22 protein-coding genes are annotated in these 26,374 nt (G+C 66.3%); 11 read left to right on the top strand and 11 right to left on the bottom strand.

Going from position 1 to position 26,374, the window contains the following annotated elements:
* Positions 1–25: 25 nt before the first annotated feature.
* Both ACN2C7_RS07790 and ACN2C7_RS07785 read right to left on the bottom strand, forming a co-directional pair.
* On the bottom strand, positions 26–763 hold the full coding sequence (locus ACN2C7_RS07790) for a DUF2793 domain-containing protein (protein WP_419320908.1): 738 nt from the start codon (positions 761–763) through the stop codon (positions 26–28).
* A gap of 105 nt (positions 764–868) precedes the next feature.
* Positions 869–1,876, bottom strand: a complete 1,008-nt coding sequence (locus ACN2C7_RS07785; protein ID WP_419320907.1) for an NAD(P)H-dependent flavin oxidoreductase — start codon at positions 1,874–1,876, stop codon at positions 869–871.
* A gap of 172 nt (positions 1,877–2,048) precedes the next feature.
* On the opposite strand from ACN2C7_RS07785, the gene ACN2C7_RS07780 reads away from it, so the two are divergent.
* From ACN2C7_RS07780 to ACN2C7_RS07770, 3 genes are read left to right on the top strand one after another with little or no spacing between them, the layout of a single operon-like run.
* Positions 2,049–3,497, top strand: coding sequence for a methylmalonyl-CoA mutase subunit beta (locus tag ACN2C7_RS07780; RefSeq protein WP_419321433.1), 1,449 nt, complete (start codon positions 2,049–2,051; stop codon positions 3,495–3,497).
* Positions 3,498–3,500: 3 nt separating this feature from the next.
* On the top strand, positions 3,501–5,654 hold the full coding sequence (gene scpA / locus ACN2C7_RS07775; RefSeq protein WP_419320906.1) for a methylmalonyl-CoA mutase: 2,154 nt from the start codon (positions 3,501–3,503) through the stop codon (positions 5,652–5,654).
* A gap of 31 nt (positions 5,655–5,685) precedes the next feature.
* The gene (locus ACN2C7_RS07770) at positions 5,686–6,261 is read left to right on the top strand and encodes a Uma2 family endonuclease (RefSeq protein WP_419320905.1); all 576 of its coding nucleotides are present in this window, start codon (positions 5,686–5,688) and stop codon (positions 6,259–6,261) included.
* Here ACN2C7_RS07770 and ACN2C7_RS07765 read toward each other — a convergent pair whose 3' ends face one another.
* Both ACN2C7_RS07765 and ACN2C7_RS07760 read right to left on the bottom strand, forming a co-directional pair.
* The gene (locus ACN2C7_RS07765) at positions 6,262–6,699 is read right to left on the bottom strand and encodes a DUF4112 domain-containing protein (protein ID WP_419320903.1); all 438 of its coding nucleotides are present in this window, start codon (positions 6,697–6,699) and stop codon (positions 6,262–6,264) included.
* 40 nt (positions 6,700–6,739) lie between these two features.
* The gene (locus ACN2C7_RS07760; RefSeq protein WP_419321432.1) at positions 6,740–7,204 is read right to left on the bottom strand and encodes a DUF4112 domain-containing protein; all 465 of its coding nucleotides are present in this window, start codon (positions 7,202–7,204) and stop codon (positions 6,740–6,742) included.
* A gap of 193 nt (positions 7,205–7,397) precedes the next feature.
* On the opposite strand from ACN2C7_RS07760, the gene ACN2C7_RS07755 reads away from it, so the two are divergent.
* Positions 7,398–7,715 carry a heavy metal-binding domain-containing protein gene (locus ACN2C7_RS07755; RefSeq protein WP_419320902.1) on the top strand — a complete coding sequence of 106 codons (318 nt, stop codon included), beginning with the start codon at positions 7,398–7,400 and terminating at the stop codon, positions 7,713–7,715.
* A 53-nt stretch (positions 7,716–7,768) separates the two neighbouring features.
* Here the strand turns inward: ACN2C7_RS07755 and ACN2C7_RS07750 are convergent, their stop codons facing one another.
* Both ACN2C7_RS07750 and ACN2C7_RS07745 read right to left on the bottom strand, forming a co-directional pair.
* Complete coding sequence (locus ACN2C7_RS07750) at positions 7,769–8,557, bottom strand: hypothetical protein (protein ID WP_419320901.1); 789 nt, start codon at positions 8,555–8,557, stop codon at positions 7,769–7,771.
* An 84-nt stretch (positions 8,558–8,641) separates the two neighbouring features.
* On the bottom strand, positions 8,642–11,602 hold the full coding sequence (locus ACN2C7_RS07745) for a TonB-dependent receptor domain-containing protein (RefSeq protein ID WP_419320900.1): 2,961 nt from the start codon (positions 11,600–11,602) through the stop codon (positions 8,642–8,644).
* A gap of 298 nt (positions 11,603–11,900) precedes the next feature.
* Between ACN2C7_RS07745 and ACN2C7_RS07740 the strand changes: the two genes are divergently transcribed.
* On the top strand, positions 11,901–13,940 hold the full coding sequence (locus tag ACN2C7_RS07740; protein ID WP_419320899.1) for an alpha/beta hydrolase family protein: 2,040 nt from the start codon (positions 11,901–11,903) through the stop codon (positions 13,938–13,940).
* A gap of 36 nt (positions 13,941–13,976) precedes the next feature.
* On the opposite strand, the gene phaH is transcribed toward ACN2C7_RS07740, so the two are convergent.
* The 4 genes from phaH to ACN2C7_RS07720 all read right to left on the bottom strand — a co-directional run bounded on the left by phaH (position 13,977) and on the right by ACN2C7_RS07720 (position 17,897).
* Positions 13,977–14,693: a phasin PhaH gene (gene phaH, locus ACN2C7_RS07735; RefSeq protein ID WP_419320898.1), complete on the bottom strand. Its 717-nt coding sequence runs from the start codon at positions 14,691–14,693 to the stop codon at positions 13,977–13,979.
* Between the two features lie 86 nt (positions 14,694–14,779).
* Positions 14,780–16,063 carry a chromate efflux transporter gene (chrA, locus tag ACN2C7_RS07730; protein WP_419320897.1) on the bottom strand — a complete coding sequence of 428 codons (1,284 nt, stop codon included), beginning with the start codon at positions 16,061–16,063 and terminating at the stop codon, positions 14,780–14,782.
* On the bottom strand, positions 16,060–16,887 hold the full coding sequence (rlmJ, locus tag ACN2C7_RS07725; protein WP_419320896.1) for a 23S rRNA (adenine(2030)-N(6))-methyltransferase RlmJ: 828 nt from the start codon (positions 16,885–16,887) through the stop codon (positions 16,060–16,062). Before rlmJ ends, chrA begins: the two co-directional genes overlap by 4 nt.
* On the bottom strand, positions 16,884–17,897 hold the full coding sequence (locus ACN2C7_RS07720) for a helix-turn-helix transcriptional regulator (RefSeq protein ID WP_419320895.1): 1,014 nt from the start codon (positions 17,895–17,897) through the stop codon (positions 16,884–16,886). Before ACN2C7_RS07720 ends, rlmJ begins: the two co-directional genes overlap by 4 nt.
* A 71-nt stretch (positions 17,898–17,968) precedes the next feature.
* Here ACN2C7_RS07720 and ACN2C7_RS07715 point away from each other — a divergent pair, with 71 nt between their 5' ends.
* Both ACN2C7_RS07715 and ACN2C7_RS07710 read left to right on the top strand, forming a co-directional pair.
* Positions 17,969–18,313, top strand: coding sequence for a hypothetical protein (locus ACN2C7_RS07715; RefSeq protein WP_419320894.1), 345 nt, complete (start codon positions 17,969–17,971; stop codon positions 18,311–18,313).
* 285 nt (positions 18,314–18,598) lie between these two features.
* A complete protein-coding gene (locus ACN2C7_RS07710; RefSeq protein WP_419320893.1) occupies positions 18,599–21,217 on the top strand; it encodes a TonB-dependent receptor plug domain-containing protein in 2,619 nt (872 codons plus the stop codon).
* 71 nt (positions 21,218–21,288) lie between these two features.
* Here ACN2C7_RS07710 and ACN2C7_RS07705 read toward each other — a convergent pair whose 3' ends face one another.
* A complete protein-coding gene (locus tag ACN2C7_RS07705) occupies positions 21,289–21,789 on the bottom strand; it encodes a GNAT family N-acetyltransferase (protein WP_419321431.1) in 501 nt (166 codons plus the stop codon).
* A 370-nt stretch (positions 21,790–22,159) separates the two neighbouring features.
* Here ACN2C7_RS07705 and ACN2C7_RS07700 point away from each other — a divergent pair, with 370 nt between their 5' ends.
* The 4 genes from ACN2C7_RS07700 (at position 22,160) to purB (ending at position 26,372) form a co-directional block, all read left to right on the top strand.
* Positions 22,160–23,764: a flavin monoamine oxidase family protein gene (locus ACN2C7_RS07700; RefSeq protein ID WP_419320892.1), complete on the top strand. Its 1,605-nt coding sequence runs from the start codon at positions 22,160–22,162 to the stop codon at positions 23,762–23,764.
* Positions 23,765–23,787: 23 nt separating this feature from the next.
* Positions 23,788–24,186, top strand: a complete 399-nt coding sequence (locus ACN2C7_RS07695; RefSeq protein WP_419320891.1) for a c-type cytochrome — start codon at positions 23,788–23,790, stop codon at positions 24,184–24,186.
* A 23-nt stretch (positions 24,187–24,209) separates the two neighbouring features.
* Positions 24,210–24,707, top strand: a complete 498-nt coding sequence (locus ACN2C7_RS07690; RefSeq protein WP_419320890.1) for a RidA family protein — start codon at positions 24,210–24,212, stop codon at positions 24,705–24,707.
* A gap of 354 nt (positions 24,708–25,061) precedes the next feature.
* Positions 25,062–26,372, top strand: a complete 1,311-nt coding sequence (purB, locus tag ACN2C7_RS07685; RefSeq protein ID WP_419320889.1) for an adenylosuccinate lyase — start codon at positions 25,062–25,064, stop codon at positions 26,370–26,372.
* Positions 26,373–26,374 lie beyond the last annotated feature (2 nt).

The following is a 26,374-nucleotide window of genomic DNA, read 5'->3' as shown; positions in this document are numbered from 1 at the left end:
ACCCTTCTTCCATAGGGAGAAGGAATCACACCGCCGCAGGCGCATCAAATCTCAGCAGGTGCACCGCCACCCGCACCTTGCCGCCGGTGAAGCTGCCGCCCGCCGAGGTCAGCAGCACGGGCGTGTCGGCGTAATAGGCCGTCGGACCGATCACCCCGACATTGCTGGCGTTCTTGGCCACGCCCAGCGAACCGCCGAACTTGGACGCGTCGCCCGAAACCCCGCAGCTGTAGGCGCTCGCCCCCGTCACCGCGACCGTCGTACGCGTCGAGACCGCCAGCACGATGGCCCGCGCCGGGATCACGATGGCTGTCGAGGTGGCCGCCCCCGAAAGCGTCGTCTCCTCCTCGCGGATTTCCAGCCGGGTACTGGCCTGCCCCGGCGAAGCGGCGGCGGTCAGGCTCTTGAAGCTGGCCGACAGGGGCGCCCAGGTCGCGCCATCGAAGGCGACCATCTGGTTCTCGTCCTTGACCCAGGCCAGCACCCCTTCGGCCAGGACGACGGCCTCCCAGGCGCCGGCCTCGAAGCGCATCAGCGTCCCGGCAGGCTGCCCCGCCCAGGCTGTGCCCGTCGCGCTGGCCGGCAGGATCCAGACACCGCCGGCGACAGGGCTGACCGGCTGCGCCGCGACGACGCGGCTCTCGACCGCCAGCTGGACCAGACCGTCCAGCCGGGCGAGGCTTTCATTGATGGGGATATGCTTCTGGGCCTGGGCGGCGACCACATAGGGCAGGCCCAGGCGCGGGGTGGTTTCGTCGAACATCGGAGGTCCTTCAAGGCGTTGAACTCGCCTCTAGGATCACCCCGCTGACAGAGCCGGGGACCGACCTTGGTCGATCCCCGTCCCCGTCCCCGCTCCAGCGTGTCGCTACTCGGCCGCGAAGGCCAGATGTTTGCCCGATGTGAGGGCGGTCTTGGCGGCCAGTTCGGCCTTGGCCTGCTCGTACTCTTCCGAGAACTTGGCGACGAGTTCGCCGGCGGTCAGCACCGCGTCGATGGCGCCGATGCCCTGGCCGCAGCCCCAGATATCGCGCCAGGCCTTGGCTTCCTGGTTGCCGCCCGAACCGAAGTTCATGGCCGACGGATCGCTGACCGGCAGGTTTTCCGGATCCATGCCCGCCTTGACCACCGAGGGGCGCAGATAGTTGCCATGCACGCCGGTGAACAGGTTGGAATAGAGGATGTCGTCGGCGTGGCTCTCGACGATCATGTCCTTGTAGCCCTGGGCCGCATTGGCTTCCTGGGTCGCGATGAAGGCCGAGCCGATATAGGCCAGATCCGCGCCCATGGCCTGGGCGGCCAGGATCGAGCGGCCGCAGGCGATTGAACCCGACAGCGCCACCGGCCCGTCGAACCACTGGCGGATTTCCTGGATCAGGGCGAAGGGCGACAGGGTGCCGGCGTGGCCGCCCGCGCCGGCCGCGACCGGGATCAGACCATCAGCGCCCTTTTCGATGGCCTTGTGGGCATGCTTGTCATTGATGACGTCGTGCATGGTGATGCCGCCGTACGAGTGAATCGCGGCGTTCAGATCCTCACGCGCGCCCAGCGAGGTGATCACCAGCGGGGCCTTGTATTTCACGCACAGCTCGACGTCCTCCTCGAGCCGGTTGTTGGTCCGGTGAACGATCTGGTTGACCGCGAACGGGGCCGACGGCGCCTCGGGGTGGGCGCGGTCGTAGGCGGCCAGTTCCTCGGTGATGCGGTGCAGCCACTCGTCCAGCTGCGAGATCGGGCGAGCGTTCAGCGACGGGAAGGAACCGACGATGCCGGCCTTGCACTGGGCGATCACCAGATCGGGATTGCTGATGATGAACAGCGGCGAGGCGATGACCGGCAGGCGAAGACGGTCACGAAGAACGGGCGGCAAGGCCATAAAAATCGGCTCCCCTAGGAGGCGGCGTTGGGCGCCGCGCATGTAAACAGCGTTTAGCTTAAACGCTTGTTTGGGGCGGGCGCAAGACTTGACGGCCCTAGCGGCAGGGGCGCATCACCGTCGAAAAGAAAAGAATGCTGCACTGCAGGAGAGAGACGCTTTGACCCAGGCCGTGACGCTTTTGGCCGACGATTTCGCCGCTCCGGACGACACCGTCCGGGCGCGCTGGACGGCCCTGGTCGAGAAAACCCTGAAGGGTCAGAGCTTTGACGAGGCCCTGACCGTCAACACGCCCGACGGCCTGACGATTCAGCCGCTCTACACGGCCAGGGACGGCGTGATTGTCGCCCGCGACCTGCGCGCCCGCGACGCCGACCGGCCGTGGGACCTGCGGATGCGCGCCGCGCATGCCGATCCCGAGCGGGCGGCCAGCGATATCCTGGTCGATCTGCAGAACGGCGCGGCCTCGGTGCTGCTGGCCGTCGATCCGGCCGGCGCCAGGGGCATTGCCATCGGCTCAGCCGACGACATGGCCAAGGCGCTGACGGGCGTGCTGATCGATCTGGCCCCCGTGGCGCTGGACGCCGGCTGGCTGGGTCCCAAGGCCGCCGACTGGCTGGGCGCCGTGGCCAAGGCCGCCCCCAATGCGCCGATGGCCTTCCACATGGACCCGCTGACCGCCTTTGCGGAAGCGGGGACCAGTCCCGGCCCGATCGAGAGCCACATCTTCAACGCCGCCACGGTGGGCGCGCGGCTAGCGACGACCTATGCCCGGGCCAGCCTGTTCCTGGCCACGGGGCGCGCCGCGCACGAGGCCGGCGGCTCCAACGTCGAGGAACTGGCCCTGATGACCGCCAGCGCCCTGGCCTATGCCAAGGCCCTGGTCCGCTCGGGCCTGTCGATGGACGAGGCCTTCGGCCGCATCGTGCTGGGCGTCAGCCTGGACGGCGAGTATTTCACCGGCATCGCCAAGGTTCGCGCCGCCCGCGCCCTGTGGGCGCGCCTGACCCAGGCCTGCGGCGTCAACCTTCCAGCGACCATCGAGGCGCGATCCTCAGGCCGCATGCTGACGACCAGGGACGCCTGGACCAACCTGCTGCGCCTGACCTCGGCCGGTTTCGCCGGAGCGGTCGGCGGGGCTGATGTGGTGGTGCTGGGCGCCTTCACCGACGCCATCGGCCTGCCCACCACCTTCGCCCGCCGCCAGGCCCGCAACACCCAGCTGGTGTTGATGGAGGAGAGCAATCTGGGCCGCGTCGCCGATCCGTCCGGCGGCTCGTGGTATCTCGACAGCCTGACCGACCAGATCGCCCGCGCCGCCTGGACCAGCTTCCAGGCCATCGAGGGCGCCGGCGGGATCGTCAAGGCGCTGGAAGCCGGCCTGATCGCCGACGCCGTCGCCGCCACCTGCGCCGGGCAGCAAGCCGCCTTCGCCGACAAGAGCCGCAAGATCCTGGGCGTCACGGTGTTCCCCAACGCCGAGGACAAGCCCGCCGAGGTCGAGACCGTCGATCCGTCCGCCTTCGCCGTGGAGGGTCCAGATCCCAGGCTGCCGGGGCCGGACTCCACCTGCCCCGCCCTGACGCCCATCCGCTTCGCCGCCGCCTTTGAGGGAGCCTGAACCATGACCAAGTTCCCTGACTTCACGACGATCGACTTCGCCGAGGTCGCCACTGCCGCCGCGCCTGAAGGCGCCGTCTGGAACACGCCCGAAGGCGTCGATGTCGCCCCGGCCTTCACCGCCGCTGATGTCGAAGGCCTGGACTTTACGGGCGGCTATCCCGGCGTCGCGCCGTTCGTGCGCGGCCCCTACCCGACCATGTACGTCACCAATCCGTGGACGGTGCGGCAGTATGCCGGCTTCTCGACGGCCGAAGACTCCAACGCTTTCTACCGGCGCAACCTGGCGGCCGGTCAGATGGGCCTGTCGGTGGCCTTCGACCTGGCCACCCACCGCGGCTATGACTCCGACCACGAGCGGGTGAAGGGCGATGTCGGCATGGCGGGCGTCGCCATCGACTCGATCCTCGACATGCGCACCCTCTTCTCGGGCATCCCGCTCGACAAGATGAGCGTGTCGATGACCATGAACGGCGCGGTGCTGCCGATCCTGGCGCTCTATATCGTCGCGGCCGAGGAACAGGGCGTTTCGCCCGACAAGCTGTCGGGGACGATCCAGAACGACATCCTCAAAGAATTCATGGTGCGCAACACCTACATCTATCCGCCCGCACCTTCGATGCGGATCATTTCCGACATCTTTTCATATACTTCGACCAATATGCCGAAGTTCAATTCGATCTCGATCAGCGGCTATCACATGCAGGAGGCCGGCGCGACGGCCGACCTGGAGCTGGCCTATACCCTGGCCGACGGCATCGAATATGCCCGGGCCGGCGTCGCGGCCGGCATGAGCATCGACGTGTTCGCCCCGCGCCTAAGCTTCTTCTGGGCCATCGGCATGAACTACTTCATGGAGGTCGCGAAAATGCGCGCGGCCCGCCTGCTGTGGGCCCGGCTGATGAAGCGCGAGTTCGATCCCAAGGACGACCGCAGCCTCTCCCTGCGCACCCACAGCCAGACTTCGGGCTGGTCGCTGGCGGCGCAGGACGTGTTCAACAACGTCTCGCGCACCTGCGTCGAGGCCATGGCCGCCGTCAACGGTCAGACCCAGAGCCTGCACACCAACGCCCTGGACGAAGCCCTGGCCCTGCCCACCGACTTCTCGGCCCGCATCGCCCGCAACACCCAGCTGTTCCTGCAGATGGAGAGCGGCACGACCCGCGTCGCCGACCCGTGGGGCGGCAGCTACTATGTCGAGCGCCTGACCTATGACCTGGCCCAGAAGGCTCTGGCCCATATCGAAGAGGTCGAGGCGGCCGGCGGCATGGCCAAGGCCATCGAACGCGGCCTGCCCAAGCTGCGCATCGAGGAGGCCGCCGCCAAGACCCAAGCCCGCATCGACGCCAATCGCCAGAGCGTGGTGGGGGTCAATCGCTACAAGCCCGAGGTCGAGGACGTGATCCCGATGCTGAAGGTGGACAACAGCTCGGTCCGCACCCAGCAGCTGGAAAAGCTGGCCCGCCTGAAGGCCGAGCGCGATCCGGCCGCCACGGCGGCGGCGCTGCAGGCGCTGGAAGACGGCGCGCGCGGGACTGGCAACCTGCTGGCCCTGGCCGTCGACGCCGCCCGGGCCAAGGCCACGGTCGGCGAGATCAGCCTGGCGATGGAAAACGTCTTTGGCCGCCACCGCGCCGTGATCCAGACCATCCAGGGCGTCTATGGCAAGGAGGCCGGCGCCGATCCCAAGGCCGCCCGCGCCCGCGCCATGGTCGCCGCCTTCAAGGAGGCCGATGGCGGCCCTCCCCGCATCATGGTCGCCAAGATGGGCCAGGACGGCCACGACCGCGGTCAGAAAGTGATCGCCAGCGCCTTCTCCGACCTGGGTTTCAAGGTCGAGATCGGTCCGCTGTTCCAGACCCCGGGTGAGGCCGCCGAGGCCGCCATCGCGGCCGGCGTCCATGTGGTGGGCGCCTCATCCCTGGCGGCGGGTCACCTGACCCTGGTGCCGGAGCTGAAGGCCGAACTGGCCAGGCTCGGGCGCGAGGACATGGTGGTGGTGGTCGGCGGCGTGATCCCGCCCCAGGACTTCCAGGCCCTGCTCGACGCCGGCGCCGCCAGCATCTTTCCGCCCGGCACGGTGATCGCCGAGGCGGCCATCGAGGTGCTGGAAAAGCTCAATGTGCAGCTGGGCTATACCCAGGGGGCGGCGGCTTAGCGGCCTTGTCTCCCTGTGGTATGCTGGGCGAATGAACGCCCTGGCCAGAGCGCTGGAGACCTCGCAGCAGCATCGTTTCACGCTGGACGATGTTCTGCGCATGCAGGAAGCCGGAATTCTCGGCGAAGGCGCCCGCGTCGAACTGGTGGATGGAGCGCTGGTTGAGATGGCCTCGGAAGGCGCGCCGCATACCTGGGCGAAGATGCAGATCGCCAAGCGCCTGATGCTGGCGGCCGGCGATACTGTGCAAGTGATCGTTGACTCGACGCTGCGGCTTTCCCCGACCAATGCGCCCGATCCCGACCTCTATCTCTACGACGCGCAGCTTCCCCTGACCTCTGTCGGCGGGGCCAATGTTGGCCTTGTGATCGAAGTCGCGCAGTCGACGGTCAAGTACGACCTGGCCTTCAAGGCCGAACTGTATGCCCAGCATGGCGTGCGCGACTATTGGGTGGTTGATGTCAACGCCGCCACGATCATCGTGCATCGCACGCTTGATGGCGGCCTCTATCGCGACGTTACGCAGTATTCGGCGCGCGAAACCGTCACCTCACTGGTCTTTCCGCAGCTGACGCTCTGCCTGGCTGATCTGCCCGCAATCCGCTGATCAGCGCTTCCCCGCCTTGGCGCGCTTCTTGGGGGCGCGCTTCAGCGCCGCATCATCGGGCAGGCCATGGCGCGCCTCGATGTCCTTCTGCAGGGCCTTGGCGGCCATCAGGTGGCCGGGGAACATCATGTCCACCACCGAGCCCGCGATCGGCACCACGTCGGTAGCGGTGTCCATGGCGATATAGGCCGCCATCCGCGCCAAGGTGATGAAGGAAGCCCCGCCCGATATGCCGTGGATCAGCAGCAGACCACCGGCCCCCATGCTGTAGAGCGGCCCGACAACGGGCACCCAGGACAGCACGCCATCCAGGCCCAGACCGAAGGGGCCGATGCCGATCAGGCGATCGGACAGCCCCTTGATGGTCTCAGCCGATCTCCAGGCGCGATGAGCGCGCGAGCGACGGCTGTCGGAATAGGGGGCGGCTTCAACGGTCATGCTCTGATCAACGCCTTGCCTGCTCTATGGTTGTCGACGCTTAGCCGAGGAAGACGACGCGGCGCTTTTCCTTGCCGGCCTGGATACGGGCCAGCAGGTCGCGATATTCCGCCGTGCCCTGGACCTCCTTGCGGGTGCCTTCGAAATAGATGGTGTCGTCCATGTGCTTGGTCAGCATGTCGGCCGACCACTTGTGGCCGGTGAACAGCAGGTCGGCGACCTTGCCCGCTACCGGCAGCGAGCCGGCCACCGTATCGATCAGAATGATGGCGACGATCTGGATGACGATCATCGGTGAGGCTCGCGCCCGCACGGCGTCCATGATGATCAGGCCGCCCGCGCCCAGGCTGTAGAGCTCGCCCGCGCCGGGGATCCAGGTCAGCAGGCCGTCCAAGCCCACGCCCAGCGGCCCGACGCCGACGACGTTGTCCGACAGCTTCTTTACCCGCTCGACGTTGCTTCGGATGTTGTGCAGGTCGAGATGCGACTTGGCGAAGATCACCAGGAAAACTCCGGGAGCAAAAACTGGGGTCAATCTGCCTTAACCATCGGCGCGCAGGAAGTGGCAGAACGCCAGATTCCCGCCTCGCGGGAGAATGGCGTCAGAAAGTGACGCTTTGTGGGGGAGCCCCTCGCGAAGGGCGATGTTTACGCCTAAGTTAAGGACGTTGGCGCGTGCGTCGCACAGGGGTTTATCCATGCTGATCTCGACCACGCCCTTCATCGAAGGCCGGCCGGTTCAGGACTACAAGGGCGCGATCTACGCCCAGTCGATCCTGGGCGCCAATGTGGTGCTGGATCTGATGGCGGCGATCCGCGACTTCATCGGCGGCCATTCCAAGTCCTACGAACGGGTCCTGGCCCGCGCTCGCGAGGACGCCCTGAAGAACCTGGTCAAGGAAGCCGAGAAGCTGGGCGCCAACGCCATCGTGGGCGTCGATCTCGACTACAATACCGTCGGGCCGAACGGCTCGATGATGATGGTCTCGGTGTCGGGGACGGCGGTCGTTCTCTAGAGCATTTTCCGACGCAGTGGACGCCGGTTTCGGCGCCCGCCACAGGCCAGGCCTCAAGCGTAGCCGAGCAGCGCCCTGAGACCTGGCGCATGGAAGTCGACCACGCGCTTGTGGACCTCGGACAAGACCTTGGGCAGCTCCGCCGTCACATTGAGGTTTTCGCTGGCGGTGCGGCTCTCGCGGCGGTCGGCGCCGGCCTCGACCCGGTCGCGCCAGTCCGCCGGCAGCTCCAGGCCGCAATCGGCCAGCAGTTGCGCGAAAAAGGCTTCCGCCCGCCTTGAGCCGAGGTCGTTGAGGCTGTCGATGATGTCTTCGTAGCGCACGACGACAGCGCTGGAGCCCATCCACGCCACGGCGTTGAGGGCGAAGATGTCCTTCAGGTCCGGCACCTTTCCGTGCGCGCCCATGATCATCATCATCATGACATCCTCAGGAGATGCCGCGCCGCCCTTGATATGGTTCAGGTTTCCCTGAAACTCGTCCGACAGATAGAACCGCGCCCGGGCCAGCACCCAGTCATAGGGATCGCGCACCAGCACGATGTGGCGCACGTCGCGCAGGGCGATGGCCGACTCGTCCGAGAACAGCATGTGCCCCCAGCTGATCATCGGCTTGGCCTTTGAGAACGCCTCGGGTCCGAACTGCCGCAGGATGGCGTGCTGGATGTATTCGCGCCGCCAGTGCTGCTCGGGGGCCACGAACATCCGCAGGATGTTGCGGATCAGGTGGGTGCCGGCCTTGGGCACGCTGTTCAGATAGACCGGCGCCGTCAGCGCAGCGCGGTCGAAGCGCAGGCCGATCTCATCGAGATTGTCGGGCTTGCCCCGGATAATGGCGTTCACGCGAGCAGGCTCCAAACACGGACAGCGATACAAAAACGGCGGCGGGTTGCCCCGCCGCCGTCATGTTAGTCCAATCCGCTAAGACTAGAAGCGCGCCGTGATGTTCAGGAACAGGCGGCGGCCGTAGTAGTCGTACTGCGAGGCCAGAACCGAAGCGCCGACCGTGCTGTAGTTGCCCTGCGCGCGTGACACTGCCGGGGGCTCTTCGTTGAACACATTGGCCACGCCGCCGAGGATCGACCAGTCGTCGAACTTCTTCTGCAGCGAGAGGCTGTGATAGGCCGTGAACTCGGTGTGGATCTTGTAGAAGGTGGTCCCCGCCGTGTTCTTGTCGGCATAGTCTTCGGCGTCAGACGCCTTGCCGATCATGTCGATGCCCCAGAAACCCGTCCAGTCGCCCTTGGTCAGGCGGAAGTTCAGCTGGCCGGTCCAGTCCGGATTCTCGACGAAGCCGTTCTCATCGATCGTCGTGCCGGCGAACAGGGCCGTGGTGTCCTCAAGTTGCCAAGTCGACTGCAGGTCGACGGTCAGCTTGCTGTCCCACGGCAGGTCCTGACCATAGCGAACGGTCAGGTCGATGCCGCGGTTGGCCTGTTCGGCGATGTTCAGATAGTTGTTCGTGACCTTGCTGATCAGGTTCGAGCCCGGCGTGCGAGTAAACAGCTTGCAAAGCGGATCGGTCGGGAAGGACAGCGAACGATAGCAACCCGACACGATGCGCGCGGCGCCGAGCTGGGTGATCTCGTCATTGACCTCGATTTCGAAGTAGTCGACGGCCACGTTCAGGTCGGCGAAGCTGGGGGTCCAGATCACGCCATAGGTGACGGCCTTCGAGGTTTCGGCCTCCAGAGCGCCCTTGCCGCCGCCCGCCGTGACGGTGGCCGACGAGCCGGCGCCCGAATGGGTGCCCGGAATGCCGGCGGCGGCGCAGTTGTTGGCGACGTATTGCGGCAGGTTGCCCTGGGCCAGGTTGGTCGCCCAGCGAATGCAGGGATCAAGCGTGCGCTGTGACGCGAAGCTCGTCTCGGCGTTCTTGTACAGCTCGAACAACGCCGGGGCGCGGAACGAGGTGCCCTTGGTGGCCCGCACGCGCAGCGACGGCACGATCTGCCAGTTCAGGCCGATCTTGTAGGTGTCGTCCTCGCCATAGCTGTTGACCTTGGTGTGGCGACCCGACAGCGACAGTGCGACATTCTCGGCGAAGGGCAGGCCCTTCAGCAGCGGAATGCTCAGTTCGCCGAAGAATTCGCGGGCCAGGTCGTCGCCCTTGGTGATGCCGGCCGTGGAGGAACCCCACACATTGCCGGCCAGGGTGACGGCGCCAGGCGTGTCGCTGATCGAGTCCTTACGGTAGTGGAAGCCGAAGGCGGCGCCCACGTCACCGGCCGGCAGCTTGAACAGCGAGCCCGAGGTCGAACCTTCGATGACCAGTTGCTTGTAGATGGTCTCGCCGGCTTCATTGTCGAACAGGAAGCCTTCTTCGGCGGCCGTGTACTTGCCGGCCAGGAAGTCCGGTGTGACCCAGCTGACGTCCACGCAGGCCTTCTTGCTGATCGGCGTGACCTGGCCGACGCAGGAGCCGCTGCGGAAGGCGCCGATATCGACAGCGTCCTTCAGGATCACGTCACGTGAATAGACGCCCTTGGAGTGGCTGTACTGGCTGAAGATGTCCCAGTCCCAGCCCTTCAGGAAATCGATCTTGCCGAAATCGCCGCGCAGACCGCCGACATAGCGTTGATAGTCAACGCGCTGGCCGTCTCGGTTGCGATTGGTGACCGGGGTCGGCGACAGGATGAAGTCACCGGTGAAGCCGGCGCTGAACGGGTCGATGTCGCCGGTGTAGAAGTAGCTCCAGAACTGGCGATAGCCATTGCTCTTGGTGGCGCGGCGGTTCAGCAGCAATTCGCCATAGACTTCGACGCTGTCGTTGATGTCGAACGCGCCCTGGGCATAGACGGTCGAGCGCTCGTTGCGCGGCACCAGCGAGGAATCAAGGTTGAACGGGCTGTTGTAGTCCAGAACGCCGTTGTCGGCGGCCTGGGGATCATCGCTATAGCCGACGGTGTAGAAGCCGGCGGGCGCGCCCGGATAGTTGGCCGCCTGGCCCGGCGGCACGCGGGGGATCAGGCCGCCCAGCTTGCCGTCATAGTCGTACTGCAGCTTGCCATCGAGACCGGAGAAGTTGAAGTCGTAGAGCCAGATCTGATCATACAGCAGGTCGCGGCACTGGGCCGAGCCGGTGCGGGGATCGATGGTGTCCTTCCGCTTGCCGCTGGAGTCGGTGATGTATTGCCGGCCGCAGTTGGTGTAGCTGCGGTCGCCCACGCGCTGCTCGGCGGTCTTCGAATAGTCGTAAGAGACGTTCAGGAAGCCGCGATCAAAGGTCTTGCCCCAGCTGATGCTGCCGCGCGACTGCTCGCCGCCCTTGTCCTGGGGCTGGCTGACGAAGGCGTCGATCTCGAAGCCGTCGGTGTCGCGCTTGGTGATGATGTTGACCACACCGGCCACGGCGTCGGAGCCGTAGATCGACGAGGCGCCGTCCTTCAGGATGTCGACGCGCTCGATGGCGGAGACCGGGATGACGTTCAGGTCGACGGCGGACACGCCGCCGCGCACGCCGGCCGGGCCGGTGCGGCGGCCGTTGATCAGCACCAGGGTGCGGTTGGCGCCCAGGCCGCGCAGCGAGACGGTTTCAGCGCCGGGGCCGCCGTCAGTGACGAAGGCGCTGGAAATGGCGGAGGTCACCTGCGGCGAGCCCGAGGCGATCGTCGAGGTCTGCAGCAGGCCGGCGGCGGTCGAGATGCCCTTCAGCTTGCCTTGCTCGGCGCTGATCACCTGGATCGGATCGGGGCTGTTGAACTCGCTGCGCTTGATGCGCGAGCCGGTGACGATCAGGGCTTCGACTTCGGTCGCCTCGGGGGGCTTTTCGTCGGTGGTGGTCAGCGGCGCGGCGGCTTGAGCCAGGGCGATCGTCGGTGACATGACACTGGCGGCCAGCCCGGCGATAACCGTGGAGGCTAGAAGATGCTTACGATGATTGGACATGACAGATACGGCCTCCGTGATTTCGCAGAATGTGGCGAGTTTTGAAGAGCACTCACCCTAAGCGAGCAAGACTTGGCCACATCTAGAAATGAACTTTTCCGGGCGCCCACCGCAACTTATACGTCGCATTGCCGACGCAATTTCGACACGGTGTGACATTCGGCACGCACTTGCCGGCTCACTAGGCGCCCGGGGGCGCCATCTGACGGCTTGGCCAGATTCTCCTGATCGCTATTGTAGAGTTCTGGTCGCAAGCCGCACCTCGGCCGCGACTCACCCTTCCGCCCTGGAGCCCCCTGTGAGATTCGTTCCACGCCTGCTCATCGCGACCGTCGCCAGTCTGCTGGGGCTGACAGCCCCGGCGCTCCACGCCGCGCCCCTGCCCGCCAAGGTCTTCTCCGACCCGCCGGCCATCAGCAACGTGCAGATCTCGCGCGACGGCAAGCACATCGTGGCCCTGACCTCGCCTGCGGGCCAGAGCCCGACGATCTCAGTCTGGGCCACCGACGCGCTGGACAAGCCGCCGGCGGTTATCTCGGCCGCCAAGGTCCGCATCCTCGGCGTCAGCTTCCTGAAGAATGACCGCCTGCTGGTGCGGACGATCCAGACCTTCACCCAGGGCAATGACAAGGGCCACCTGACGCGGCAGTACGTGTCGGATCTGGAGGGCAAGTCGTGGACGACCCTGTTGCCGGACACGCGGGCCAAGTCTGAGCTCGAGGCCTATCTGGCCAAGTTCGACGATGCGACCCTGATCGACACCCTGCCCGCCGATCCGCGCCACGTCGTGGTCGAAGACGCGCGGATCAACACGCGGGGCGACATCGTTAAAGTCGACATTTACTCCGGCGAGACCGAGCGCCTGATGCGCGGCTCGGATCGCTTCTTCGGCTTCGATCTGGATCTCAAGGGCGAGATCCGGACGCGCCAGGAACTGAACTACGACAAGGGTGCGGTCTATATCGCCCAGTGGATTCGCGATCCGACCAATGGCGAGTGGTCAGAGCACTTCCGCTGGTACGCCAAGGACCGTGAACCGGTCTCGATCGTCGGCTTCACCGAAGATCCCAACATCATCTACATTTCGTCCAGCCGGGGCCGCGACAAGGCCGGTCTGTATGTCTACGACATCAAGGCCCGCCAGATCGTCGAGCCGCTGCTTGAGCACAAGCTGTTCGACGCCGGCGGCGTGATCACATCCAGCGCCGTCAGGGACTATGGCCGGGTGCTGGGCTTCAGCTATGCAGGTCCGACCAACAGCATCTACTGGACCGACGAGACCCTGGCTGCGCTCAACAAGGGCCTGCGGACGGCGCTGGGCGTGAAGACCATCGCCATGAACTGGGTTGATCCCGCCACCGGAGCGGCGACGCGCCTGCCCGTGACCGACGGCGCCGACGCGATGATCACCGACTGGTCAGAAGACCTGAAGCATTTCATCGTCGAGAAGTCCGGTCCCGGCAATCCGGGCGAGTACTACCTGCTCAACGCGTCCGGCACTCTGCAACTGCTCGGCAAGGTTCGCCCTGACCTGGACACCGCCTCGCTGGGCGCGACGCGGCTGGTGCAGTATGCGGCCCGCGACGGCCTGATGATCCCGGCCTTCCTGACCACGCCGCCGGCCGGCCAGTTCGGTCCTGGCCCCTACCCCACCCTGATCGAGCCGCATGGCGGTCCCTGGGCGCGCGACAACCTGGAATGGGACACCGCCGGCTGGGTTCAGTATTTCGCCAGCCGCGGCTACGCCGTGCTGCAGCCGCAGTTCCGCGGCTCGGAGGGCTGGGGTCAGAAGCTGTGGCGCGCCGGCGACGGCGAGTGGGGCCAGAAGATGCAGGACGACAAGGACGACGGCGTCAAATGGCTGATCGACCAGAAAATCGCCGCGCCCGACGCGGTCGCCATGTTCGGCTATTCCTATGGCGGCTATGCGGCCCTGGCAGCCGCCATCCGACCCAACGGCCTGTATCAGTGCGCCATTTCAGGCGCAGGGGCCGGAGACCTGGCCAGCATCAAACAGGCCACCTTTGACAACCGGCTCCAGCGCGAGTTCCAGAACCCGACCATCCGGGGCCTGGACGCCCTGGAGCAGGCCAAGACGGCCCAGATCCCGCTATTCATCTATCACGGCGATCGCGACACCAACGTCGATGTCAAACAGTCCCGCAAGTTCGTCGATGCGCTGAAGGCGGCGGGCAAGCCGCACCGCTATCTTGAGATCAAGGACATGGGCCACGGCTTCGTCACCATGGAACCGGCCATGCTCGAGACCCAGCTCGTCGAGATCGAAAAATACCTCAACACCGAGTGCGGCCCCGGGGGCATCGGCCCGAGCCGCTGACCCCCGGTTACGACCCTAAGGACAGCGACCGGGGCCTCAGGCCTCGGTCGCGGCGCCGGCGAAACGCTTGGCCTGGGCGACCCAGGCGTCGCGGTCGACCCGGCCCTTGAGATTGAGCAACTGGTCGATCGACTGGATGTCTTCGGCGGTCCAGGCGGCCATCTGGCTGAAGCTGGTCACGCCCAGTTCGCTCAGCGACGCCGCCAGCTTGGGACCGATCCCGACCACGCGGGTCAGGTCGTCGGCGAGCAACTTGGCGGTTTCGATCGGAGCCGCGACCGCAGCCTCGACAGCCACCGCCTCGACGTCTGCCGCCGGTTCGAGCATGGCGACAGGCGCGACGGGCTCAGGAACGATGGTCTCGGCGATTTCAATGAGCGCCTCGGCCGCCAGCTCGCCAGCGGCTTCGACGGCCTCGAGAGTCTCGACCGTCGCTTCTGCGGCAAGCTCGACCGGCTGGAGAAGGACCTCGGTGGCCAGGTCCAGCGCGGGTTCGACGACGGGATCGGCGATCGGCTCGACCCACTCGGCCGCGGGCGGCGCCAGGGGTTCCGGCGCCAGGGCGCTGAGCGCCTCGACATTGACGGCCTCGCGCCAGCGCGACGCCCACCACCACCAGGCGGCGCCCGCAGCGGCCGCGCCGCCGAACATCAGCCACAGCGGCGAGGCCGCGCCGATCATCACGTGTGGCGCCGTTTCGGGGTCGCCCCGCTCGGCCTTGAACTCAGGAAAGAAAGACAGGTTGGAAACCATGGCGCGCGCTCCGGCAACCGCGATTTTTGTGCAATGCAACATAACACAGTTCTGGCGTTCGCAAGTGCGAAAATGTTGCCGTTAGGTCAAGCCAGTCCGGAGACTTTCAGGGCCAGCCCCGTGGCCATCATCACCGCCACCAGGGCCAGCACCGGCAGGCGCAGGGCGAAGGTCAGACCCAGAGCCAGGGCTGTCATGCCCAGGGCGACAATATCCAGGCTGGCGGGGTCAGGAATGGAAGCCTTCAACGGGCCCCAGGCCAGCGCTCCGCCGGTGCGAAACAGCAGATGCGTGGCAAACCACACCGCCAGTTGACCAATGACCCCGACGGCGGCCGCAGAAACCATGGCCAGGGCGCGCGCCGGACGCGGATGTCCGCGCAGGCGCTCGACGAAGGGCCCGCCGGCGAAGATCCAGAGGAATGACGGCGCGAAGGTCGCCCAGGCCGCCATCAGGCCGCCGGCCAGACCGGCGATCCAGGCCCATTCCGGCGCGGCCGCCTGATAGGCGCCGACAAAGCCGACGAAGACGAAGACCAGCACCAGCGGCCCCGGGGTCGTCTCGGCCAGGCCCAGGCCGTCCAGCATCTGGACCGGGGTGAGCCAGCCGAAAGCGGCGGCCGCCTGGCCCAGATAGGCCAGGGCCGCATAGGCGCCGCCGAAACTGACCACCGCCAGACCGCTGAAGATGCCCCCCATCCGCGCCACCACGGAGTCTGGCGCGATGGCCAGGGCCGCCGCGACCGGCGTCAGCCACACGGCCAGCCAGATCATCACGGTCCGCAGCGTTCCGCCGCGCGCGACAACCTCCTCTGACGCGCCCGGCGCGATCGCGCCGCCGCCCAGTCCCCACCCGATCGCGCCCGCCGCAAGGATCAGCAGCGGGAACGGCAAAACCGTAAAGCTCAGCAGGGCAAAGGCGGAGACGGCGATCGCCATTCCGGCGCGGTCACGGATCGTTCGGCCGCCGATGCGCAGCAGGGCCTGGGCCACCAACGCCACCACGGCCGCCTTCAGGCCCAGCAGCACGGGCCCGGCCCATTCCGATCGTCCGTACACGACATACAGCGCCGACAGGCCCAGCATGATGGCCAGCCCTGGCAGCACAAACAGCAACCCCGCCGCCACCCCGCCGCGCACGCCATGCAGCCGCCAGCCGAGCCAGACGGCCAGTTGCTGGGCCTCGGGGCCTGGCAGCAGCATGCAGAAGCTCAGGGCATGGGCGAACCGGGCCTCGTCGACCCAGCCCTTTTCCTCGACGACGGTCTTGTGTAGCAGGGCGATCTGACCGGCGGGGCCGCCAAAGCCCAGGCAGCCGATCTTCAGCCAAACCCCCAGCGCCTCGCTGAAGCTCGGCGCGGATCCGCTCACGCGCTGGTCCGCCAGACCCTGGCCGCGCCGCCGGCCTGGCCCAGATTGCGGACGATCCACTCGGTGGCCGTGCGCACGGCGGGCTCGACCTCGGGCGGAGCCCCGACCAGGACCATGGTGCTGCCGTTCATCTTCATCGGATCCAGCAAGGGGCGAAGTCTGACCTCGGCCACTAGCGCGTCATTCGTGACGGTTTCTAGCCCGCGGACAAAGGCGTCGAAGGTTTCCAGGTCCTTTAGCGGCGTCCAGATCGCCAGCACGGCGGCGGGATCGCGCTGCAGCGCCTGGCGCGTCACCTCGACAATGCGGGCATAGTCGTCCGGGCGCTCGAACGGCGGATCGATCAGGATGAAGGCCCGCCCTCCTCGGCCTGCCCGAGCCGCGGCGGTCTCGTAGCCGTCGGCCTTGGACGCCTGGGCGAAGGCGTAGGGCGCCAGCGAGCGGCGCAGCAGGTCGAAATCGTCGTCGCGAAGTTCGCAGGCGGTGTAGCGATCCTCACGGCGCAGGGCCCCGGCGATCAGCAGCGGCGAGCCGGGATAGAGCGGCCCATCCCGGCCGCCGTTCATGGCCCGCACGGCCGCGATCAGCGGGGCGAACACCGCCGGCGCGTCGGCCTCCTGCAGCAGGCGGAAGATCCCGGCGTCGGCCTCGCCCGACCGCCGCGCCATCTCGCCGCTCAGGTCGTAGCCCCCGGCCCCCGCATGGGTGTCGATCACCGACAGGCTGGGCGACCGCGCCTTCAGCGCCTCCAGCACCGCCAGCAGGATCGCGTGCTTCTGCAGGTCGGCGAAGTTTCCGGCGTGATAGGCGTGGCGATAGTTCATGTCTGACGCGGGCTCCCGGAAGCGGCGCTGGCTGTATCATGCACCGCCATGGCCCGTCGCAGTTCCTCGACCATCAACTGGCGCAGGCCTGGCGGCGAGACGATCTCCACGCCGTCGCCCCAGGTGAACAGGTGCCAGGCCAGCTCCAGCATGCCCGCCGCGCGGAAGGCCACCGTGACCGAGCCGTCCGGCTCGGGCCGCACGGTCTGGGTGGAGTGGAAACGCCAGCGCATCGCATCCTCGGCCCGGTCGGGCCGGATGCGCAGCACTACATCCTCGACCGCCCCATGATAGATGCCGAAGCTCTCGTCGGCGAAGGCCTGCAGCGAGAAGTCCTCCGGCGGCGGGGCCGGCCGGTCCAGCACCTTCAGGGCCTTCATCTTGTCCAGCCGCCAGGAACGCGGGCGCATGTCCTCGCCCTCAAGGGCCACCAGATAGTTGCTGCGGGCGAACAGGATGCCCAGGGGAGTCACCTCACGGGTGCGGCCCGGGGTGCTGCCGCCGTCATAGCGGAACGACAGCGCGCTCAGCCCCTTGATCGCCGTGCGGATGGCCGCCAGGGCGGCCTCGTCTTCATAGGGCCGGGGTCCGGCATGGATGGCGATGGTCTCGGCCTGGACCAGGGCCTCGACATCGGGGGCGACCTTGCGACGCGCCGCGCCGCGCAGGGCCGACAGCAGCTTGCGCTCCAGGGCGAACAGCGAGGCGGCACGGCCGTCGGCGCCCGACGCCTTGTAGGAATCAGCCGCCGTCCGCAGCGCCGCCAGCTCCTCGGCCGTGGGCGTCTGGAACAGGCCGTCCAGACCGGCGGGAATGCGGAATCGCCGGGTCGGCGGATCGTCGACCACTTCCATCTGGGGAAAGGCGGCCCAGACCGCATCGCGCATGCGCTCAGCCGTGCGCCGACCCACATCCAGGGCGCGCGCCATCTCGTCCAGGGTCATGCCCTCGCTCGATCCCGCCAGCATGCGGGCCAGGTCCAGGAGCCGTGCAGCTTTTTCGTGCCTCATACGTTCTCCATACGACCGAATCTGGCGCACCGCACGTGCAAACAGAGACGGTCCGAACGAAGGAGGACTTCATGTCTCGCTTTGCCTGCCCCGTCTGGGCCATCGCCCCCGTCAATGCGCCGATGATCTCGGCCGTGCTGGCCTTCGCAGACATTCATCGCGACCTGGGCGCCGGACGCACCCTGATGCGGATCAGCCATGAACGCGCGGCCCGCGCCGATGTCATCCTGCTGCTGGGCCGTGACGCCGAGCGGGTCGTCGATCTAGGCGTGGTGTGGAACGATCGCGAGGACCAGATCATCCGGGTCATCGACGACGCCGAGCGTCGCGACTCGCGTCTGGCGGCCTGGGAAGACGCCTATGATCTGTTCGAGTCCGAGGCGCACCAGCCGGTTGATCACCGCCTCGTGGCCTGACCTGGCGGGGGCAAGGCCTCCGATCCGCACAATCCACAAGCAAGGTTCTGCCTAAAAATGCGGTCTCGACGCCCCCCAAAGGGGCGCCGGGGCCGCAGCGCGTATTTGTGACGACTTCTTGTCGTCGCCCCCATTGCGGAAGCCGCCACCTTCACTCCACGCTGAATTGGCCGGCAACGTCCGAGTGAAAAATCGCGTCAGTATCAAAAGCAGAAAAGTTTGGGAGATAAACGCCGTGGAGAAGGAATCAATCTTGCGTTGATAAATTGAACGAGGGGGCTCTCCATGAATCGACACTTTAAAACGACTCTACTCGCAGGTATCTCTGCGATGTCCGTTACTTTTGGATACTCGGTCGCGGCGCACGCCGCAGACCCGGCCGCCGACCCGGCGCCTGAAACCACTTCCGAACTTGAGACCCTGATCGTCACGGCGCGCGGCAAGCCCCGCACCGTTCTGGACAGCGCGGTCCCGGTAGACTCCTTCAGCGAAGCAGACCTGAAGTCCGCCGCCTTCACTGACACCAACGACATTCTGAAGACGCTGGTCCCGTCCTACACCCTGGCCCGTGAGCCGATCTCGGACGGCGCGACCTTCATCCGTCCCGCCAGCCTGCGTGGACTTCCCACCGACAAGACCCTGTTCATGGTCAACTCCAAGCGCCGCCACCGTTCGGCGCTGGTCAGCATCGGCGGCACCGGCGCCCAGGCGCCTGACGCCGCCACCATCCCGGCCTCGGCCCTAAAGAACGTGGTCGTCACCCGTGACGGCGCCGGCGCGCAGTACGGCTCGGACGCCATCGCCGGCGTCATCGACTTCCAGCTGAAGGACAGCCCCAGCGGCGGTTCGCTCACCGCGCAGTACGGCCAATTCTATCTGGGCGACGGCGAAGACGTGCTGGTCACCGGCAACCTCGGCCTGCCACTCGGCGACAGCGGCTTCATCAACGGTACGTTCGAATACACCAGCCAGAACCAGGTCAACCGCGGCAAGCAGTATTGCAACGTCGGCATTCCCAACCAGTCGGCCGGCTTCTGCGTCACCAGCTACGCGGCCGCCAACCCGTCCTATGGCGCCTTGATCAAAGACTACGTCCAGAAGTGGGGTCAACCTGACGCCGAAGCCCTGCGCGGCGTCGTCAATGCTGGCTACGACATCAGCGACACGATGACGATCTACGGCTTCGCCAACTACTCCAAGAGCAGCGCGGTCGAGTATTTCAACTATCGTCCGCCGGTCAGCAACGCGGTCAACGCCACGCCGATCCGCCAGCAGGACGGCTCGATCTTCCTGTTCAGCTCGATCTTCCCGGCCGGCTTCACACCGATGTTCGGCGGCGACATCACCGACTACAGCGTCACAGGCGGCCTCAAGGGCAAGATGGGCGAGCTGCAGTACGACTTCAGCGGCCGCTACGGTAACGACAAGCTGGTCTACACCCTGTGGGATACGGTCAACCCGTCGATGGGCCCGGCCTCGCCGAAGTCCTTCTATGTCGGCGCACTGATCTCGACGGAAACGGCCGCCAACGCCGACTTCGCCTATGACTTCGCCATGGCCGGCTTCAACACCCCGGTCACGCTGAACTTCGGCGCCGAGTACCGCGAGGAAGGTTACGAGATCGAGCCTGGCGACGTGCCCTCCTACGCGGCCGGCACCTATGCCGTGCCCAACCCCTACGGCTTCTGCAACACCACCACCCGCACACCGACGGCCGCAGGCCTGGCCCTGCCCGTCACGGCGGGCCTGAACTGCGCCAACTACCTGTCCACCACCGCTGACGGTTTCGCCGGCATCGACCCGACCTACAACGCTCTGGCGGTCGGTTCGAACGGCGCACCGGGTTCGCCCCCAGCCTATTCGGGCAAGCTGACCCGCGACTCCTACGCCGGTTACGCCGAAGCCTCGGCCAACATCACCGAAGCCTGGTTCTTCGACGTCGCCGTGCGTGGCGAGCACTTCTCGGACTTCGGCAGCACCTGGAACGGCAAGGTCGCCACCCAGTACCAGATCACCGACGGCTTCGGCGTTCGCGGCTCGATCGGCACCGGCTTCCGGGCTCCCACGCCCGGCCAGCTGTTCACCACCAACGTGTCGACCCGCGTCGAAAACGGCGCGATTATCGCCTCGGGCCTGTTCCCGGCCGCCAACCCGGTGGCCCAGTTCATGGGCGCCAAGGAGCTGAAGCCCGAAAAGTCGCTGAACATCGCGGCCGGCTTCACCGCCTCGCTGATGGACGGCCTGAGCCTGACGGTCGACGCCTACAGCATCGAGATCAAGGACCAGTTCTACGCCACCACCCCGATCACCGTGACGCCGGTCATCCGCGCCGCCCTGATCGCAGCCTCGGTTCCCGGGGCTGACACCATCGGCCAAGTGCAATTCTTCCAGAACGCCTTCGACTCCACGACCTCCGGGGTCGACGTGGTGGCCACCTACCGCGCCAACTGGTCCAACGGTCAGTCCACCAGCTTCACGGCCAGCGGCAACTACAACAAGTTCAAGATCGACAAGGTGTTCTCGGCCAACTTCTTCGACGCCGAAGGGGTGCATGACTTCGAGAACGCCGCGCCCCGCTGGCGTTCGGTGGTGTCGGCCAGCCACGAGATCGGCAAGTTCAAGGCCGTTGCCCGGGCCAACATCTACGGTCCGTACAAGAACCAGTTCAGCGTCGGCAATCCGATCGTCCAGAAGTGGGACCCGGAAGTCTTCGTCGACACCGAGTTCAGCTACGCGGCGACGGACAACTACACGATCGCCATCGGCGCCCGGAACCTGTTCGCCAACTACCCCGACGTCGACAAGACCGGCGAGTCGGCCACCAACGGCCGCCTCTATCGCTCGGACGCCATCGTCGATTGGCAGGGCGGCTTCTGGTACATGAAGATGTCCGCGACCTTCTAGGATTGCGATCCAGACAAAACCGAAGGGCCAGGCGAAAGCCTGGCCCTTTTCGTTTGGCTGGACGACCGGAGCTAGCGCCCCAGCGCCTTGCCCATGCGGATCAGCGGCACCGCATAGCCGCTCGACGTCATCGCCGTGAACGGCTCGATGTCGTGATAGCCGCAGGCGCGATAGAGCGGCACGCCGCCCATGGTCGCCGCCATCTCGGCGCGGGCAAATCCCTCGGCCGCCGCCGCCGCCTCGCAGGCGTCCAGCACCAGGCGGCCCACGCCTTTCCGAGTGTGTTCGGGATGTGTGTACATCGCCCGCACCCGAGCGGCGTCGATCCTGGGATCCAGCAGCGCCGCGTCGCGCCCGGCGGAGTGATCCCCGCCGAACAGCGTGGCGCGCCGGCTCCACCCACCGCAGCCTGCGATCTGATCGCCGTCCTCGACCACGAAATAGGTGCCGTCGGCGATCAGCTGGCTGTCCAGACCCATGATCTCGAACGAGGCCCTGACCCCTTCGGGCGGCAGGAACGGCGTCAGAAGCTCGCTGATCGCCGCGTTCATCAGGGCCGACAGAACCGGCATGTCCTCAGGTTGCGCCAGCCGCAGGCGAAGTGGGAATCCTGTTGTGCTCACGGCGCTCTCCTCGCGAAACCTTGGTCCGTTGATGCGTCGCGCCTGGGGCGAAGGAAGAGTGATTCCCGCCCTCTGCGCTTGATCATCGCCACCCGCCCACGGTTCGCACACGGGGCGCCCCAGGCGCCCAAGGGCGGAGCATCCGGGGCGCATCTAACATGTCAGATCGTCCGTCGTCCGAAATCAGGTTGCGCCGGTTCCCACGAAATTTCGAGATGGCCCGGACTTCGGCGGGGGCGCGTTCGACCGGAGGAACGAAAGGTGTATCGTTTTGGCGATGCACGCGTTTTCGGCGTCGGCTGTTGAGTGGCGGATTGGCATGAATACGACTGCAGGCCTGGCGACGGGCGAAGTTCTGACCCGGCGGCGCTTCTTCGAGGGACTGGCTGCGGTGGGCGGCATTTCCCTGGCGCTTTCGGGCATGGACGCCCTGGGTTTCGGCATGGCCTCGGCCACGGAATTGCCGCCCACCCTGACCGGCGACGTCAAGGGCACGAAGATCATCGTGCTGGGCGCCGGCCTGGCCGGCATGACCGCCGCCTATGAACTCTCCAAGGCCGGCTATCAGGTCCAGATCCTGGAGGCGCGGTCGTTCGCCGGCGGCCGTTGCCAGACCTCGCGCAAGGGCTTCGAACACACCGACCTGCTGGGCAACAAGCAGACCTGCGAGTTCGACGAGGGGCTGTACATCAACCACGGCGCCTGGCGGATCCCGTATCACCACCGCTCGACCCTGCACTACACCAAGCTGTTTGGCGTGCTGCTGGAAAGCTTCGTCAACGACAATGACGCCGCCTATGTCTATTTCGAGAAGGGCAAGGGCCCGCTGGCTGGCAAGCCGATCCGCAAGGGCGAGCTCGCCGCAGACGCCCGGGGTTACGCGGCTGAACTGATCGCCAAGGCCGCCAGCAAGGGCGAGCTCGACGCCGCCCTGACCCCGGCCGACCGCGAGACCTTCATCGCCTACATGATCAACGAAGGCCGCCTGTCACCCAAGGACCTGGCCTATACGGGCACCGAGGGGCGTGGCTTTTCCGTGCACCCGGGCGCCGGCGTCAATCCGGGCCCCGGCAAGGAGCTGGAGCCCTTCGCCTTCAAGGACGTGCTCGACAGCAAGGCCTGGCGGGTTCTGAGCTCGGTCACCGGCTACGAACAGCAGCGCACCATGCTGCAACCGATCGGCGGCATGGACCAGATCGCCAAGGGCTTCGAAAAGCAGGTCGGATCGATGATCCGCTACTCGACCGTCGTCGAGAAGATCAAGCAGACGGGCAAGGGTGTGAAGGTCGCCTTCAAGGACGCCTCGGGCAAGACCGGCGAGATCGAGGCCGACTACTGCATCTGCACCATCCCGCTCAGCGTGCTCAAGCAGATCGATATCGACGCCTCGGCGCCGTTCAAGGCGGCGATGGCGGGCGTGGCCTATGCGCCGGTCAACAAGATCGGTCTGCAGATGAAGACCCGGTTCTGGGAAGAGGACCATCACATCTATGGCGGCCACATCTACAACGACATCCCTGGCATCGGCACCATCACCCTGCCCTCCACCGGCTGGCAGAGCCAGAAGGGCGTGCTGTTGGGCTTCTATAACTTCGGCAGCCAGGCGGCGCGGATCAGCGCCATGAGCCCGCCCGACCGCGCGGCCTTCGCCGTGGCCGGCGGACAGAAAGTCTTCCCCGAATACGCCGCCAACTATGAGAACGCGTTCTCCTTCGCTTGGCATTTGGCCGAGTTCAATCTGGGCGGCTGGGCCGAATGGGGCGAGGCCGGTCGCCGCGACGCCTATCCGGTGCTGTGCGAACCCGACGGTCGCCTCTATCTCGCCGGCGAACACCTCAGCTACCTTGGCGGCTGGCAGGCCGGGGCCATCGAGTCGGCCTGGCAGCAGATCGCCAAGATCCACGCCCGCGTGCAGCAGGCCTGAGACCCGAGGACCCGAGAACAAAAATGAAGTCTGCTTCCCGTATCGCCCTGTTCTGTCTTGTCGCGGCTGCGTCGGCCCCCGCTGTCGCCTCGGCCGCGCCGCCGCCCAAGAGCCTCTATGAGGACAACTGCTCGGCCTGCCATCAGGTGACCGGCAAAGGCATCAAGGGCGCCTTCCCGACCTTGGTCGCCTCGCCGCTGGTCAGCGGTCCGCCCGCGCTTCTGGTCACCACCGTGCTGAACGGCCGGGCCGGCATGCCCGCGTTCAAGGACGACCTCAACGACGCCGATCTGGCCGGTATCATCAGCTATGTCCGCACCTCGTGGGGCAACAAGGCCAAGCCGGTGACGGCCGCCGAGGTCGCCGCCATCCGCACCAAGGCCAAGGCCGCCCAGAAGGCCCGTGGCCTGCAAGCTCACTGATCGACCCTTTCCAGGAGAAGACCATGACCCGTTTCGCAACCCTCGCCGCTGGCCTCGCTCTGGCCGCCGGTCTCGCCGGCACGGCATCCGCCCAGGACATCGTCCGCGGCGGCGACCCCAAGTCGGCCATCGCCAGCGTCGTCACCGTGCCGGCCGGCTTTGACACCATCTATGTCAGCGGCATGGTCCCGCCGATGATCGACCCCAAGGGCGACCCTGCCCTGACCGCCACCTACGGCGACACCAAGACCCAGACGCTTGGCGTGCTCAAGCGCATCGAGGACGCGTTGAAGAGCCAGGGCGCAACCATGGGCGACGTCGTCATGATGCGCGTCCTGCTGGTCGGCGACCCGGCCAAGGGCGGCAAGATGGACTTCGCCGGCATGATGGAAGCCTACAAGACCCTGTTCGGCACCGCCGAGCAGCCCAACAAGCCCTCGCGCATCACCAGCCAGGTCGCGGGCCTGGTGGCCGGTGGCATGCTGGTCGAGATCGAGGTCCAGGCCGCCAAGAAGAAGTAGATCCAATAGAATCCACTCTCCCCGGCCAAGGCCAGGGCCAAGATTGATCCGGAAAGGGAGACAGGTTCGCGCCTGTTTCCCTTTTTTCGGTTGTGCAAGCTCGCGGGTTCGATCTGGGCCCCGGCCTTGGCCGGGAAGAGCGAAATCGTTGATGATTTCACCGAGATCCGAATTCTTTTCGCTGACAACGTTGTCAAGCAAATCGAGCTGCGCTATAAAGGTCATGCCCTTCCAGGGCGTTTCCTCCCAATGACTCGGCCGCCTTCTCCTCCTGGGAGGCGGCCGTCTTTTTGTCCGGCTTGCGCCGGCCATCATGCTTGACTCAAGCGGCGGTCCGGCCGAAACGCCCCGTCCATGATCAGCCGCTACGCCCGCCCCGAAGCCGCCGCCATCTGGTCCAGCCAGACCAAGTACAAGATCTGGTTCGAGATCGAGGCCCACGCCGCCGACGCCATGGCCGAACTTGGGGTCATTCCCAAGCTGTCGGCCCAGACGATCTGGGAGAAGGGCCGCGACGCGGTCTGGGACAGCGACCGCATCGACGAGATCGAGCGCGTCACCAAGCACGACGTCATCGCCTTCCTGACCCACGTGTCGGAAATCGTCGGCCCCGAGGCCCGCTTCCTGCATCAGGGCATGACCAGCAGCGACGTGCTGGACACCTGTTTCGCCGTGCAGCTGTCGCGCTCCACCGATCTGCTGATCGAGGGTGTCGACCTGCTTATGGCCGCGCTGAAGCGCCGGGCGCTCGAGCACAAGATGACCGTCTGCGTCGGTCGCAGCCACGGCATCCACGCCGAACCGATCACCTTTGGCCTCAAGCTCGCCGGCTACTATGCCGAGTTCCAGCGGGCAAAAGAACGACTCGCGATGGCCAAGTTCGAGATCGCCACCTGCGCCATCAGCGGCGCCGTCGGCACCTTCGCCAATGTCGATCCGCGCGTCGAGGAACATGTCGCCAAGATGATGGGCCTGACCGTCGAGCCCGTCTCGACCCAGGTCATCCCGCGCGACCGCCACGCCGCCTATTTCTGCGCCCTGGGTGTCGTCGCCTCGTCGATCGAACGCCTGGCCACCGAGATCCGCCACCTGCAGCGCACCGAGGTGCTGGAAGCCGAAGAGCCGTTCGAGGTCGGTCAGAAGGGCTCGTCGGCCATGCCGCACAAGCGCAACCCGATCCTGACCGAGAACCTGACGGGCCTGGCCCGCCTGGTCCGCTCGGCCGTGACCCCGGCCCTGGAAAACGTCGCCCTCTGGCACGAGCGCGACATCAGCCACTCGTCGGTCGAGCGCGGCATCGGGCCAGACGCCACCGTCCACCTCGACTTCGCCCTGCGCCGCATGGCCAGCGTCATCGAGCGTTTCAACATCTATCCCGAGAACATGGCCAAGAACCTCGACAAGCTGGGGGGCCTGGTGTTCTCGCAGCGGGTCATGCTGGCCCTGACGCAAGAGGGTGTCAGCCGCGAAGACGCCTATGCCGCCGTGCAGGGCAACTCGATGAAGGTGTGGCGCGGCGAGGGTCGGTTCATCGACTTCCTCAAGGCCGACCCCGTGGTCTCCAAGGCCCTGTCGGACACCGTGCTCGAGGAGCTGTTCGACTACGGCTATCACACCAAGAACGTCGACGTGATCTTCAAGCGCGTGTTCGGCGAGCAGGGCTGACA

The sequence above is a fragment of the Caulobacter sp. ErkDOM-E genome (assembly GCF_048541895.1).
Classification (GTDB): domain Bacteria; phylum Pseudomonadota; class Alphaproteobacteria; order Caulobacterales; family Caulobacteraceae; genus Caulobacter.
The sequence above is the reverse complement of the archived record's forward strand: the minus strand, read 5'-3'. Positions and strand labels throughout refer to the sequence as shown.